At 44.9% G+C, this 14,535-nt stretch carries 12 protein-coding genes; all 12 read right to left on the bottom strand.

The window, feature by feature from the left end:
* Positions 1–373: 373 nt before the first annotated feature.
* The 12 genes from N8M93_RS07245 to mtnA all read right to left on the bottom strand — a co-directional run bounded on the left by N8M93_RS07245 (position 374) and on the right by mtnA (position 14,530).
* Positions 374–1,498, bottom strand: coding sequence for an FAD-binding oxidoreductase (locus tag N8M93_RS07245; protein WP_261130617.1), 1,125 nt, complete (start codon positions 1,496–1,498; stop codon positions 374–376).
* Positions 1,499–1,964: 466 nt separating this feature from the next.
* Entirely contained in the window at positions 1,965–3,431 is a 1,467-nt protein-coding gene (locus tag N8M93_RS07240) for a sodium:solute symporter (RefSeq protein WP_261130616.1), read from the bottom strand.
* Positions 3,432–3,653 carry a DUF3311 domain-containing protein gene (locus tag N8M93_RS07235; protein WP_261130615.1) on the bottom strand — a complete coding sequence of 74 codons (222 nt, stop codon included), beginning with the start codon at positions 3,651–3,653 and terminating at the stop codon, positions 3,432–3,434.
* Positions 3,650–5,263: an amidohydrolase gene (locus N8M93_RS07230; protein ID WP_261130614.1), complete on the bottom strand. Its 1,614-nt coding sequence runs from the start codon at positions 5,261–5,263 to the stop codon at positions 3,650–3,652. Before N8M93_RS07230 ends, N8M93_RS07235 begins: the two co-directional genes overlap by 4 nt.
* 19 nt (positions 5,264–5,282) lie before the next feature.
* Complete coding sequence (locus tag N8M93_RS07225) at positions 5,283–6,518, bottom strand: M20 family metallo-hydrolase (protein ID WP_261130613.1); 1,236 nt, start codon at positions 6,516–6,518, stop codon at positions 5,283–5,285.
* 262 nt (positions 6,519–6,780) lie between these two features.
* Positions 6,781–7,770, bottom strand: a complete 990-nt coding sequence (locus tag N8M93_RS07220) for a bile acid:sodium symporter family protein (RefSeq protein WP_261130612.1) — start codon at positions 7,768–7,770, stop codon at positions 6,781–6,783.
* Positions 7,767–9,161: an FAD-binding oxidoreductase gene (locus N8M93_RS07215; protein ID WP_261130611.1), complete on the bottom strand. Its 1,395-nt coding sequence runs from the start codon at positions 9,159–9,161 to the stop codon at positions 7,767–7,769. Before N8M93_RS07215 ends, N8M93_RS07220 begins: the two co-directional genes overlap by 4 nt.
* A gap of 826 nt (positions 9,162–9,987) precedes the next feature.
* Positions 9,988–11,037: a sulfite oxidase gene (locus N8M93_RS07210; protein WP_261130610.1), complete on the bottom strand. Its 1,050-nt coding sequence runs from the start codon at positions 11,035–11,037 to the stop codon at positions 9,988–9,990.
* A gap of 59 nt (positions 11,038–11,096) precedes the next feature.
* A complete protein-coding gene (gene larC / locus N8M93_RS07205; protein WP_261130609.1) occupies positions 11,097–11,858 on the bottom strand; it encodes a nickel pincer cofactor biosynthesis protein LarC in 762 nt (253 codons plus the stop codon).
* Positions 11,855–12,622, bottom strand: coding sequence for a nickel pincer cofactor biosynthesis protein LarB (gene larB, locus N8M93_RS07200; protein ID WP_261130607.1), 768 nt, complete (start codon positions 12,620–12,622; stop codon positions 11,855–11,857). The genes larC and larB overlap by 4 nt, the downstream gene beginning before the upstream one ends.
* A complete protein-coding gene (gene larE, locus N8M93_RS07195; protein WP_261130606.1) occupies positions 12,619–13,443 on the bottom strand; it encodes an ATP-dependent sacrificial sulfur transferase LarE in 825 nt (274 codons plus the stop codon). Before larE ends, larB begins: the two co-directional genes overlap by 4 nt.
* 13 nt (positions 13,444–13,456) lie before the next feature.
* A complete protein-coding gene (mtnA, locus tag N8M93_RS07190; protein WP_261130605.1) occupies positions 13,457–14,530 on the bottom strand; it encodes an S-methyl-5-thioribose-1-phosphate isomerase in 1,074 nt (357 codons plus the stop codon).
* Positions 14,531–14,535 lie beyond the last annotated feature (5 nt).

The following is a 14,535-nucleotide window of genomic DNA, read 5'->3' as shown; positions in this document are numbered from 1 at the left end:
TTTATAAAAACTCACCTTGTTCAAGTTGTTTGGAGAGCAAGGTGCGAGACTCCAGCGGGATCAGCGTGCCTACTACCTGAATAATCTCCTCGCAAGGCATGCGACGAGGAAGCTCGCTTCGACAGGACTTTCTTGTAGACGCAGGAGCACAAATGCTCCTTGAAAAAGGTCGCAAAGCGACGAGTAGGCTCACCGCACGCCCCGCGGAAAGCGAGCATCCTGGAGCGGAAATCAACGACTTTTAAAGAAAACTTGGCGAGACCAAGCCTTTTGTAGGTGAACCTTAGTTGCCCTTATACTGAAGAAAGTATTTTATACTTTCTTTAAGTGCAAGAGCAACAAAGTTTGCGAAACCAGCCTTTCTTATTATCACTTATTGCAGCTCGGACAAAGCACCAGCTACATCGTAGTCATCAAGATTAAGCTCAAGCTTTTCTCCAAGAGCCAGTTTAGCAAGTTCCGAACCTAAATAAGGACCGCTTGTAAGACCAGATGCGCCGAGGCCATTGGCAAGCAACAAGCCTTCTACTTTTGGCACTGGACCGATGATTGGCAGAAATCCTGGGGTGAACGGACGGAAGCCGACTCTCATTTCAAGGATAGTACTATCGTTCAACCCCGGTGCTACATCGAGCGCTTTATCCAAGATCTCTCGGATTCCCCCAGCGGTTACACGATGATCAAAGCCGACCTCATCTTCATGTGTTGCTCCTACCACGATTCTTCCATCGTCAAAACTGAGAAGGTATTGGTTATTGGGAGGCATAACAACGGGCCATCCACTCGTATGGGTATCCGGGATTTCAAGATGCATGATCTGAGCTCTTTGCGAGTAGAGTTCGAATTCCCACCCCAATGGTTGTAGAAGTTCCTTCGACCATGCACCAGTCGTGAGGATCACTTGATCAGCATCAATCATTCCGCTAATCACTTTTACGCCAGTTACCCTGTTCCCTTCATGAATAAGTTCCGCATCTCCGTCTAATGTGGTCGCCCCGTTTTTTTCAGCCGCCTGGATCAGTGCCTTCCTTAAGGCGCCTCCATTTACACGTGCTGCACCACTGACATGGACCGATGCATATTCCTCAGATAACAGTGGAAAAAGTCCCTTCGTATGAGAAGGAGTCAACCGGGTGACTTCCCCGATTTCAGGAGCATCCTCCTTGCGTTTCAATGCCCGTTCGACCATCTTATCTAATTTTTTCTCATCCGTATGTAGACTGATTGCCCCAACACGGCTATATCCCGTATCGGTCTCACCCTCAGCTTCAAGGTCCTTGATCAGTGCAGGGTAATACCTTGCACCTCCTTTGACCAGACGGTACCACGCTTTATTCCGACGCTGTGAAAGCCATGGACAGACGATCCCTGCGGCCGCTTCCGTCGCTTGTCCTTGATCTTTGCGATCAACCACAATCACTTCTGCTCCAGCCTTCGCCAGATGGTAAGCCGTCGAAGCACCTAAGATCCCTGCCCCCACTACAACATATTTTTTCATATAGAACACCTTTTCTATGGAAAACTGCTTTCTACGATGTATTTTAGCATTTTCGAACGAGGAATTCATTCTGGGCAAAAAAAAGGACAAAGAGGCTGGGACAAATGAACTTTGTTCAATAGAAAACCCGAACAATTTGTCCGGGTTTTCTTCAGTGGTAATAAATGAAGGTTCCGCTTCGTCAACATCCTTCGCTTTCCACGGGCACGGCCTCAGCCTTCTCAGAAAGCACAAATCGCTTTCTTGCGGGGTCTTCGACTCGTGCTGTTCCCGCAGGAGTCTACGGATGTTGCCTACGCTTTTCGTCTATCATTCTATTTTATTGTTCGTCTTTTCTGTTGGCAGTTATAGTTTTGTCCCAGCCTCTTCAATTTTGTTTATTTTTAAGATTTATTGCGTTTTCACTGTTAATTATTTCTACAACTCCAGGATTATCTCTAAAACATCAAAAATGGTTTTGAATAACTTATCCAATTCTCCGATAGTCTTCAGCAATCTTGACGTCTTTCACCTGTGTCAGTGCACTGACGGTGATGACGATGATGACGTTACAAATCAACCCTAGTATTCCAGCATGGATATCCAATGGAGTTGTTGGCGCTACAAGCTGATAATAATAGTTGACGACGGTACCTACGATCAAACCAGTAATGATGGCTGGTGCTGTAGCACGTTTCGAATACAACGCCCCGTATACACCTGGAGCAAACTGTACGATAGAGCCATAAGCTCCCAGAAGCAATGCGATCAGGCCTTGTCCGCCGAATACGGTGATGAAGTATGCAAGTGCACCGATGACGAATACTCCGGTTCGCATGATCAGCAATGTACTTTTATCAGATATATCCTTTTTCACATTCTTGATGACGCCGTCTGTAAACTCAAGCGAAGCACTATGCGTGATCGCATCAGCAGTTGACATGGCAGCAGCCAAAGCACCGGCACCGACAAGCCCATAAACCCATCCCGGTAGACTAAGTACTGTCGTAATTAAATAAGGGAGGATTTCATCAGGTGAACCCAATTCTGATGGATTGACCATATTGACAGCAGCGAAGCCAACCAACAGAAGCGGAATCAGAAACAATGCAAATATCGGATAGATCAAAACCGTTTTCTTGATTGTACGCGCGTTTGAAGCATAGGATTTCGAAAAAAGATGGGGCCACATCAAAAAGCCGAGCAAAGAGACGAGGATTGTCGTCGTATAAGCCATAGGTGACATAGTGGAACCCGCATTTCCGATTTCAAGAAAACCAGGATTCGATTCATTGATATTCGAAAACATTCCTGAAACACTGCTGTGCAGTTGTCTGACGATAGCAAGTCCAACCACCCATGAAATGATGATCATCAACAATCCCTGGAAAACATCTGACCAGGCGGCAGCCCTTAACCCACCGGTTGCCACATAGACTACCACAATTCCATATGACAATAAGGATCCAAGCCAAAACGGGATCCGGCCTTCCGTCATGATGTTGAAAATATAAGCCATCCCTTTCATCTGGGTGGCTAGATACTGGATTGAAGCTAGAAGCGCAATCAATCCGATCAAAACCGGAAGCACTCTGCCCCCGTACCTTTTTTTCAAAAAACCAGAAACGGTATAAATACTATATTTCCTTCCGATCTTCCCGATTTTCGGGCCGATGATATACCACGGAAGGATGGCGAAGGCGGTATAAGTCAGAATATAAAGTGCAGGAGCACCTTTAGAGTACGCCCAGCCAGGTGCACCAAGGAATGAAAAGGCACTGAAAACCGCGCCTCCCATAAGGAACCACATGACGATGAGGCCGAGTTTGCCTCCTGCTACTGCAAACTCATTTAATGATCCTTTGTCTTGACCTCTTCCAGCCATCACACCGATCACCAGTGCAATGAATAAATAACCGATCATCATGATCATTGCAATTTGCCAGTCTGCCATTTAGTTCCCCCCCTTTTCATCTTTATCTGGGTCGATCCTATATAAAAGGAGTACGATCAAGAAAGCGATGATGATCCACAAAATCACCCAGAATACGGAGAAAGGAAGCCCCATCACCATTGGCGTCGCCCGGTTTCCTAATGAAAACAACGGGAAAAGCAATAAAAGCATAGGCACGAGCAAAGAAAGAAAGTAGATTGTAGTGAATTTCCTTTTCGTCATTGAACAGCCTCCTTCGGTGATTTAAAAACAAGAATTTCTCCATCAAGTACTGTCATGTCGACTTTCAAATCTTTCAATCGGTCCGCTTTACATTCCAATATGGATTCATTCAGAACGACAAAGTCAGCGAGCTTCCCTACTTCGATGCTGCCTTTGATGTGATCTTCATAACTGGCAAATGCGCCATACCATGTATAGGCTTTTATCGCTTCTTGTACAGTTATCTTCTCGGTATCACCGACTGGATTACCGGTTTTGCTTTGACGATTGACAGCTGCATGTATACCATATAGCGGGTTGAAGGTCGTGATTGGACTATCGGAACCGATTGCAAACGGAATTTTGTTCTCGACAAAGCTTTTTAGTGGAAACATCGTATGGACGCGTTCACCATAATCTTTCAAATAACCATCCCCGAATTCATAAACGAACGCAGGATTCGGAATCGGGACAATTTCTAATGTTTTCATCTTTTCCACTAGATCTGGAGGTGTCATTCCTGCGTGTTCAATCCTGTGCCTGTGGTCAGAGTTGGGGTGATTTTCAAGTGCAGTATCGATCGCTTCCACCATCATTTCCACCGCTTGATCTCCGATTGCATGCGCAGTGATTTGCCAGCCCTTTTCACTCGCATTACCCAGAATGGTATTTAAATCAAGTTGGTTCAAATATAAAATTCCAGAATCTTCAGGATCACTTGTATAAGGTTCCCGCGTTTTCGCAGTCGGACCACTGCTGCTTCCGTCTATGAAAACTTTTGCAGGACCGATCCTGAACCACTCATCACCAAGTCCTGTCACCATACCGCTTGCCAACCCTTTTTCCACCATTTCCGGGGAGTCTTTTAGTGAACCATACAGCGCATAGACACGCTGTTTCACTTTTTTCAATTGAACGGCATTCTGAAGATAACGGATATGATCCGGTCCGTACCCACCTGCATCATGAACGCTTGTTATTCCAGCTGCCAGATAGTCTTGAGAAGCAAGCTCCAACCCCTTCAAAATTTCCGTTTCCGAGTAGTTGGCCAACAGGAACATATTCATGTGAGCAGCTTCTAACAAAAGTCCAGTCAATTCCCCGTTTTCCCTGACGTACTTTCCACCTGGAGGATCTTCCTTTCCGGCATCAATACCAGCCAGTTCAAGGGCTCTTGAATTAACACACGAGATATGGCCGCATGTTCTTACAACAATAATCGGATGTTCAGTAGAAACCTCATCAAGGTCCCAGCGCGTTAAATGTCTCCCTTCAGCCAAATTGTTCTGATTATATCCCCAACCGCGTATCCATTCCCCAATCGGAGTCGATTCGGCTGCATTCTTCAGTCGGGCCTGGAGCTCCTTTATATCCTTCACATCTTTTCCATTCACACCTAATCTGTTGGTGCCATAAAGTTCTAGATGCGCATGAGCATCGATGAAACCAGGCAACAGGCTTCGACCACCAAGGTCAATGATTTCCGTGTTTTCATCTGTGATCGCCAGGATCTTTTCATTTGTGCCGACAGAGAGGATATGATTTTCATATACCGCTACTGCCTCATACACAGAAAATTGAGCATCTACCGTAATCACTTCGCCATTAAAAAATGCTTTGGTCGCTTTCAAAAAAATCACTCCCTGAACGTTAGGACTGTAAGATACGTAAAGCTGTCTGATACAACAAATTGACCCCTTTTTCAATGTCGTCCATTTCTGCGAACTCCAATGGGTTATGACTGATGCCCTTTTCACATCGGACAAAAATCATTCCGTAATCGCTGATGTAGGACATGAATAACGCATCATGGAATGGACCACTCATCAATACAGGTGAGTCAAATCCAAGTTTCGCATCTTCCTCTTTCATGATCGTTTTTATCCAATCAGCACAATATCTCGGTTCACTTCTGGTATCTTCGTTGATTTCGACTTTCAGGTTTTTCTCGGAAGCTGTTTTTTCAATGATTTGATAGAGTTGGTTTTCAAGTTTCGTGCGCCTTTCAAGATCAATGTCACGAAGATCGATCGTAAACGCCACTTTTTCTGGAATGATATTTCTCGAATTCGGGAATACGTTCAAATTCCCGACAGTTCCGACTGTTGTCTCCGTCCCTTCTTCTCTGACCAGATCGTTGAATTGACGGATGATTTCAGAAGCACCGACTAATGCATCTTGCCTTAAATTCATAGGCACAGATCCAGCATGACCTGCAAACCCTTCAAGTGTCACCGACAACCAAATCGGTCCGGAGATCCCCGAGACGATGCCGACTGGTTTCTCCTGTGCTTCGAGAACAGGTCCCTGCTCGATATGCAGCTCCAAGAAAGCCTCAATGTCCCCTTCCTTGTAGACAGGGCTTGCAGTCAGGTCTGGTTCGACGCCGAATTCGTTCAACGCTTCCCGTCTAGTCATCCCGTACTGATCTTTCCGTTCAAGCTCGCCTTCCTCCAATAATCCAGTCAATGCCCGAACGCCAAAGACTCCTTTGTTGAAACGACACCCCTCTTCATCGGAGAAACAAATAACCTCAATGGTACGCTCAGGGACAATCCCGTTATCTTTCATCGTATGTACGACTTCAATTGCACCGAGCGAACCAGCAGTGCCATCAAAACGGCCGCCATAAGGCTGCGTATCAATATGAGAGCCTAATATCAATATCGGTTTGTCCTTATCCTGTCCTTCCAGACGACCGATCAAGTTGCCGAACCCATCAATCCTAGCCGTCAATCCCGCTTCTTCCATCCATTGTCGGACAACGTCGACAGCTTGTCTGTCTTCTTTGGAATGAGCCAGGCGACATACACCTGTCTCACCGATTTTCCCTATTTCAGCTAGCTGGTTAAGATGATTCTGTAAACGTCCACGATTAATCGACATATCCTCACCCCTTAGATCGTTTGACTATCGACAAATATACTGAATTTTCATTATATTCATTTATCATACCTGACCTGTTTTCCAATCGCTATGATACTTTTGTATAAAAACAAAAAATAAGAGTTTCTTCGCATGAAGAAACTCTTAAATAACCAGTCTTTTATAGTAAAAAAGAATCGGTAAATGCTCCTGGGTTCTTTTTATTGAGTGAATGTCAGGTTTAATTTCAGTTTTGTTTTGTAAAAAAATTGGCCTGATAATTTCAACTTCCAGTGTTTTGAACGCGTTTTTTAATGCCGGTAGTAGAATCTATTTCTCCATCCTGCTCAACTGGTTTCTTGGACCAGAATGTGGCAAGGATCGGCCCTGAGATATTGTGCCAAACCGCAGCGATGACATTAGGCAGTGCTGCAAGCGGTCCGAAGTGAGCCGTCGCGAGTGCAACGCCGAGGCCTGAGTTCTGCATCCCTACCTCAATCGAAATTGCTCTTCTTTTACTTTCATCCAGCCTCATCGCCCGTGCCGCCATATAACCGAGTGTCAACCCTAGCAAGTTATGAATCAATACTGCTGTAAAGATCAAGAGTCCAGAAGTAGCGATACTTTCGACATTCATTGAAACAACGGCAGAAACAATCACGATGATTGCGATAACTGAAATCAATGGAATGACAGATGCACTTTTTTGAACAGCGGTTGGAAAGAACCTTCTTATGATGATCCCTAGTGTAATCGGTACTATGATCACTTGGACGATCGATACGAACATGGCCACTGGATCAACCGGTAACCATTGACCTGCGAGTGCCAACAGGATCACTGGGGTTAAAAGTGGTGCCAGCATCGTAGATAAGGAGGTCATCGCAACTGACAAAGCCAGATTCCCCTTTGCCAGATAAACCATCACGTTCGAAGCTGTCCCGCCTGGAACCGAGCCAAGCAACACCAGTCCTGCCGCTAATTCCGCCGGTAAATTCATGATAAATGCAAGTGCTAAGGCGATTAGTGGCATGATGATGAATTGTGCTGCCACCCCAATAATGACCGGAACCGGCTTTTTAAGTACCAGTTTGAAATCAACCGGTTTTAACGTCAATCCCATTCCGAACATCACAACCCCTAATAAGATCGTGATATAATTCCCTAAACCCAGGAATGGTGTCGGTAGAAAATAAGCGATCAGTGCAACAGCAATGACCCATGCTGCAAAATATTTACCTGCAAGATTGCTGATTGATTCTAGTAGTTTCATAGGCTCCTCCTTTTCGAATGCACAAGTTTATTCGGATTCATGATTTCATTAGGATCCAACGCTAATTTAATCTTTTCCATCACACTGAACGCTTTCCCATGCTCGCGTTGCTGGTACTTCATCTTACCGATCCCGACTCCATGCTCGCCTGTACAGGTACCGCCACGTTCTAATGCATATTCAACAATTTCCTCATTGAACTGCGCAGCTCTTTTCATCTCTTCAGGATCATCCATATCAATCATCAGGGATGTATGATAATTCCCGTCACCGACATGACCGAGGATCCCACCAAGAAGACCTAACTCTTCAATCCGTTTTCGGGCGAATTTGATCGCACCCGCAAGCTCTGTGATCGGCACACATACATCTGTGACCATATGTTTTTTCCCAGGGTTCAAGTGCATATAAGCATAAGCAAGATTGTGGCGCGCTTCCCACAACTTATTTCGAGCTGCATTATCCTCTTCAAAATGAACCTCTTTACATCCATGGTCTTCAACAATCTCTTTTGTAAACTCGATATCATGATTGAGCCCTTGCTCGTTACCATGGAATTCTAAGAACAATGTAGGTTTTTCTTTATAATCCGTTTCACTGAAGCGATTCACTTGGGTGATGGAATGTTCATCGACAAGCTCTACTCGCGCGATCGGGATGCCTGCTTGTAAGATGGAGACGACAGCTTCAACCGCATCATCCACTGTCGGAAACGCTGCCCTGGCGGCTGCAATATGCTCAGGTATTCCATACACCCGTAACGTCAATTCAGTAATACAGCCTAACGTGCCTTCCGAACCGACAATAAGACTGTTCAAGTTATAGCCGGACGACGACTTTTGCGCTAGATTACCAGTGTGCATGATTTCCCCATCAGGTAAAACGACTTCCAAATTACGCACTTGATCACGCATGACCCCATATTTTACTGATGTCGTACCACTTGCATTTGTCGCTGCCATACCACCAAGTGTCGCATCAGCACCAGGGTCCACTGTAAAAAACAGACCGTATTTTTTCAGTTCTTTATTGAGCTGGTTCCGTGTGACACCCGGCTGGACTTTGACGAGGAAATCCTTCTCCCTCACTTCAAGAACTTTATTCATCAAGGAAAAATCGATCGAGATTCCTTTATCATAAGGAATCACATGACCTTCCAAACTTGATCCGATTCCAAATGGAACAATGGGCGTGTTATACTTGTCAGCCACCTTGACGATCGCACTTACTTGTTCGGGCGTTTCTGGAAAGACGACAATGTCTGGTAGACTCGGTGTATGATAGGATTCATCCTTACTGTGCTGCTCAAGGATCGTTTCATTCGTTGAAACCTGATGATCATCCAAAAACCCTCGAAGTTCATCATAAATTGTAGTGATCGTAACATTCATATGTATCGCTCCCCGTCCAATAATGATTTTGCATAATGGCGCTCGTGTTATGATTTCAGCGCCAATGGTTTAACTTTTAGGAAAAAACTATTGAATCGAATTATACATAATACTCAGAATATTTCAACCAAGATAACTTGGAAGCAGTGATTTTTGGAGAGCCAGGGGAAAAAAAAGAGAATTGCTGTCCCGTAATCGCGTCTTTCGGGACAGAGTCAAGGGGAAAATGCGGATTACTGTCCCGTAACAATGTCTTTCGGGACAGGAGTCAGGGGAAAAATGCCGATCGCTGTCCCGTAACGACGTCTTTCGGGACAGGAGTCAGAGGAAAAAGCGGATCACTGTCTCGTAACAATGTCTTTCGGGACAGGAGTCAGAGGAAAAATCGGATCGCTGTCTCGTAACAATGTCTTTCGGGACAGGAGTCAGGGGAAAATGCCGATCGCTGTCCCGTAACAACGTCTTTCGAGACAGGAGTCAGAGGAAAAAAGCGGATCGCTGTCCCGTAACGGCGTCTTTCGGGACAGGAGTCAGAGGAAAAATCGGATCGCTGTCTCGTAACGACGCTTTTCGGGACAGGTGCCAGTCGAAAAAGCGGTTTGCTGTCCCGTAAGGATGTTAATTAGACAGCAACAGTCGAGAATAGCGTTACTTTGTCCGAACTCGGGGCAGAACATAAATGCTTCCCTTGTGACTGTTAATAATTTCGAGGAAATAGCGCAACTTCATTCTAGCTAATGAACGTGCAGACGTGCACGAAGATATTGAAAAACGCAATAAAAAACGCAATCCCTTCTTTCGGAATTACGCTCAGCTGGATTATTTCTCATTCGATTTTCACAGTGATTTTTTCAATCGCATTATAGCCGTAGCCTTTCCGGTTCCAAAAAGGCCAAGCGGGTTGCGTCCGATTTTGGGAGTCAGTCGCTTTTGCCAGTATCGAAAATTCACCTTTTTCAGGAGCACCCCACTCATAAACCCAATTGGTCCAACCATAGCCAACATCCGCTTCTTTGATCAGATCAGCTTCTGTCCATGTTTGACCCCCGTCTGTACTGATTTCCACTTTGGTGATTTTCCCCTCGCCAGTCCAGGCAATGCCTTTAATCATGTGCTTTCCGGTATTCTTCACATCCATATCCAACGGTTGCTGAATGGTCACATTCACATTCATAGTTGTCACCGGATAGGCTCCTTCGTCATTTTCCTTATTCGGGTAATAAACATAATCGGCCGACTGGAACGGCCCTTCAAAACTAGAATCACTCACACGGATTTGTCTGATCCATTTTACAGAGGCCATTGCATACCACTGCGGAACAATCAAGCGTAAAGGGGCACCATGCTTAACTGTAAGAGGTTCACCATTATATTCGTAGGCAACAATGGTGTCAGGATGGAGCGCTTTTTCAATCGGTAAGCTCCTTGTAAAAGAATGAAGTGAATCGGTATCGGTTCTTTTACCAAAGTCGTGCCCCTGCACAACGATTTCTTTAGCATTCCCCATCACCCCAGCCTGTTCCAAAAGCACCCTTAAAGGTACCCCTTTCCAATATCCCTGGCTGATCGCACCCTTACCCCACTGTTCACCTGGTGTTTTCGGTTCAAAAAGACTTCGTTTGTTCCCAGCACACTCCAGCACAACTTTAAGAGTTTTGGATGGCATCCCCCTCAGGTCTTGAAGTGAAAACCACTTTGGGTCAGCCACAAGCCCATTAACCGGAAACCAGTAGTTCACATTTGTGATTCCCGGATACGAAAAGTGATTCCTTCTATAGAATAACCGATTATCGACAGGTCCTCCCTCTATAAAATTGATCGGGGTTTCCTGGTTCTCAGGTGTCAAACTAAGAGTCGTCAAGTAAGGTCTTATCATTGGGGAGCGCATCCTTTCCACTTTCAGAAATCATCTTTAGTAAACGTTATGCTTCATTTTCAGGACTTTTCCCCAATCATTACTCGTAAAACATTCGGGTGATCATCAAAGGTCTTCGATCCCGCCCCATATCCGATTTGTTCGACAGACATTTCTGGAAGACTGCAATGGTTTGAGCAAAGGGCTTTTATAATTCCAGCCCCTGTTGGAGTGGTAAGCTCTCCTTCAATGGTTGTCTGTTTCAATGGAATGCCTTTTAATAGTTCCATTGTTGCTGGAGCGGGGACAGGATAGATTCCATGATCGATTTTGATCATCCCATTTCCAGCCGGTATGGGACCGCTAATAAATTCGTCAATTTTGAGCTGATCAAGCAAAATCGCAGTACCGACGATATCAATGATCGAATCGACCGCCCCCACTTCATGAAAGTGGACTTTTTCAAGTGAAATGTCATGAATCTTCGCTTCAGCACGAGCAATCAATTCAAAGACCTTCAGACACATGTGAGTGACACGCTCATTATAGTCAGCTTTCTGAATCAATCTGGCAATATCACTATAATGCCTATGTTCATGAGAATGCGTGTGACCTTCATGATGGTGGTGATGTTCATGCCCATTATGTAAGATAACATCAAATTTAATAGATGAGATACCGTTTTTCACAACCTTCTGATGCTGCAATTCGTATTCATTTTCAAGTTCTAGCTTTTTCAATTCAGATTGTAAATAGTCAAAGCTAGCACCTGCATCAAGCAAGGCACCAATGGTCATATCTCCACTGATGCCTGAAAAGCAATCAAAATACAACATCTTCATGATTCGACCGTCTCCTTCCTATTGATCAGAGAAGCGATCAATGCAGCATTATACCCGCCGCCATAGCCATTATCAATATTGACCGTACTGATTCCCGGGGCACAGGCATTCAACATCGATAATAACGCGGACAGCCCTTGAAAATTGGCTCCGTAACCTATACTCGTCGGCACAGCAATGACAGGATTCTTCACAAGACCGGCAACTACACTACCCAAAGCACCTTCCATTCCTGCAACCACAACGATAGCAGAAGCGTTCTCAAGCACAGGTAATTGATCGAAAAGACGGTGGATGCCTGCAACACCGACATCATTGACCCGTTTGACCCTGCACCCCATTGCTTCAGCAGTAATGGCCGCCTCTTCAGCTACAGGTAAATCAGAAGTACCTGCGGATACAACTGCGATATATCCTTCAAAATTATAGTCATGCTCCGATTCATGCTTCCAATATAACGTACGCGCCTCACTGTTATAACTATAGTGAGGCAGGATTGATAAAATTTCCTCTGCTTTTTGAACATCAACTCTCGTGGCTAACACGCGTTTTGACGTTAGTTGAAGACGTTCTAAAATGCGAAGGATCTGCTCGCTCGATTTCCCTTCTCCATAAACCACTTCAGGGAAACCGGTCCGTTTTTCACGCCCAAGATCGAGCGTAGCAAATTTCAGATCCTTAACTCCTTCTAATTGTCCCTTAGCTTCGGAAATACTGATTTCCTTGTTCTGTACTTTTTGAAGTAAACCCTCAGTATCCTTCATTGTGCTTTCACCTTCAATACATCATTCATGCGTCCAGTCCGGTATCCCTGAAGATCAAGTGCCACATAAATGAATCCAAGTTCTTTCAACTTCTGATCGATTTTATCTTTATGTTGAAGAGCAAGACTAAACTCCTCTTCCCCCACTTCAATCCGGGCAATCTGATCATGATGACGGACACGGACATCATAAAAGCCAAGGTTCAATAAGTAATTCTCGGCTTCATCAAGCTGGTTGATTTTCTTAGCTGTGATGCGAGTACCATATGGAATCCTAGAAGAAAGACAGGCGAAAGAAGGCTTGTTCCAAGTCTTCAAATCCATTTCTCTGGATAAAGTTCGGATGTCCTCTTTTGTCAGACCCGCTTCCTTAAGCGGACTTCGGACACCTTTTTCCCGAGTGGCCCTCATTCCTGGCCGATAATCACCTGCATCGCTGGCGTTCGTCCCATCAAGAATGAATGGATACCCTTTCTCTTCTGCAAGCTCCGTAAGCCGTTCAAATAAACCTTGCCTACAAAAATAGCAACGGTTAGTGGGATTTGAAACAAAGTTTTCATTCTCGAACTCTTTGATTTCGATCGTCAAATAGGGCACTTCCAATTCTTTTGCTAGATTGACAGCAGCATCGAATTCCCTTTGTGGAAAGGTTTCAGATGCAGCTGTTACCGCCAGGACCTCATCCCCTACTTCCTGTTGTGCACGCGCTAAAAGAAAGGCGCTATCCACCCCTCCCGAAAAGGCGACCATCATGGTGCCATATTCTCTCAATCTTTCTCCAAGCTTCTCATTTTTTTGTTTTAGCATTGTTGATTGAACCATTTCTTCTACCTCCCTATGCTTTTATCGTGTTGATTGTTCGTACATTTCGTAAGCTGGTTGGATAAGGGGCTTTCATGACTCCTTTTTCAGTGATGATCCCCGAAATCAAGTCATTCGGTGTGATATCGAAGGAAGGGTATAAGGCATGCGTCCCTTCTGGAGCGATCGGTTGGTTAAAGAGAGACGTTACTTCTGAGGCATCCCGGAATTCTACCTCGATCTCTTGACCAGATGCAATCGAGTGATCAATCGTATGACTTGAAGTAGCAGTATAGAATGGTATGTTATGGGCTTTTGCGGCGAGTGCATGCATATATGTTCCCACCTTATTCGCCAGGTCACCATTGGAAGCAACACGGTCCGATCCGACGACGATTTTTTGAATCATCCCCTGACTCATGCAGTGACCAGACATGTTATCTGTGAGGAGCGTATGTGGGATTCCAAATTTTTTCAACTCATACGCTGTAATCCTTGCCCCTTGTAAATAAGGTCGCGTTTCACACGTATATACATGAATGTCCTTCCCTTGCTCATGAGCTTTCCGAATGACAGATAACGCTCGTCCCCCATAACCTGATCCTGCTAGAGCACCTGAGTGACAATGAGTCAGGATGGCATCTCCGTCATGTATCAATTGAGCACCATGAGCTCCTAACTGGTGTTCAAAGGCTAATTGCCTTTCCAGGATTTCGACGGTTTTCATTTCAATCTGTTGGATCAGGTCTGCTCCAGAGCCTTGGATGGCCTCTAAAATTTCATCGACCGTTTTCATTAGATTCACAGCAGTCGGACGGGTCATTTTCAACATCGTCCCTGCCTGAAAAACAGTTTCCCTGTCGCCACCTGATTGAAGAGCAGCGAGATAGAGCCCCCATACTCCACATGTGCCAATCGCTCCAGAGCCTCTGATTGTCATATCTTTGATAGCGGAAGCAAGTTCTTCAACTTTTGAAATCGAATGGATCTCTTCCGTAAAAGGTAATTTCTTCTGATCGATGATATGAACCTTCCCATTTTCAAACCAAATCGGTAATAAAAGCTCTTGAGCTCTAAAACTCGAGACCAAATCATCTATCTGCTTCATGTTGA

Source organism: Bacillus sp. Marseille-Q3570 (assembly GCF_946151055.1).
Lineage (GTDB): Bacteria > Bacillota > Bacilli > Bacillales > Fictibacillaceae > Pseudalkalibacillus.
This window is presented reverse-complemented; position numbering and strand designations above follow the sequence as displayed.

Bases quoted from the DNA above. Each gene is read 5' to 3' on its own strand.
- N8M93_RS07245 (WP_261130617.1), bottom strand. From the start codon at position 1,498: ATGAAAAAATATGTTGTAGTGGGGGCAGGGATCTTAGGTGCTTCGACG.
- N8M93_RS07240 (WP_261130616.1), bottom strand. From the start codon at position 3,431: ATGGCAGACTGGCAAATTGCAATGATCATGATGATCGGTTATTTATTC.
- N8M93_RS07235 (WP_261130615.1), bottom strand. From the start codon at position 3,653: ATGACGAAAAGGAAATTCACTACAATCTACTTTCTTTCTTTGCTCGTG.
- N8M93_RS07225 (WP_261130613.1), bottom strand. From the start codon at position 6,518: ATGTCGATTAATCGTGGACGTTTACAGAATCATCTTAACCAGCTAGCT.
- N8M93_RS07220 (WP_261130612.1), bottom strand. From the start codon at position 7,770: ATGAAACTACTAGAATCAATCAGCAATCTTGCAGGTAAATATTTTGCA.
- N8M93_RS07215 (WP_261130611.1), bottom strand. From the start codon at position 9,161: ATGAATGTTACGATCACTACAATTTATGATGAACTTCGAGGGTTTTTG.
- N8M93_RS07210 (WP_261130610.1), bottom strand. From the start codon at position 11,037: ATGATAAGACCTTACTTGACGACTCTTAGTTTGACACCTGAGAACCAG.
- larC (WP_261130609.1), bottom strand. From the start codon at position 11,858: ATGAAGATGTTGTATTTTGATTGCTTTTCAGGCATCAGTGGAGATATG.
- larB (WP_261130607.1), bottom strand. From the start codon at position 12,622: ATGAAGGATACTGAGGGTTTACTTCAAAAAGTACAGAACAAGGAAATC.
- larE (WP_261130606.1), bottom strand. From the start codon at position 13,443: ATGGTTCAATCAACAATGCTAAAACAAAAAAATGAGAAGCTTGGAGAA.
- mtnA (WP_261130605.1), bottom strand. From the start codon at position 14,530: ATGAAGCAGATAGATGATTTGGTCTCGAGTTTTAGAGCTCAAGAGCTT.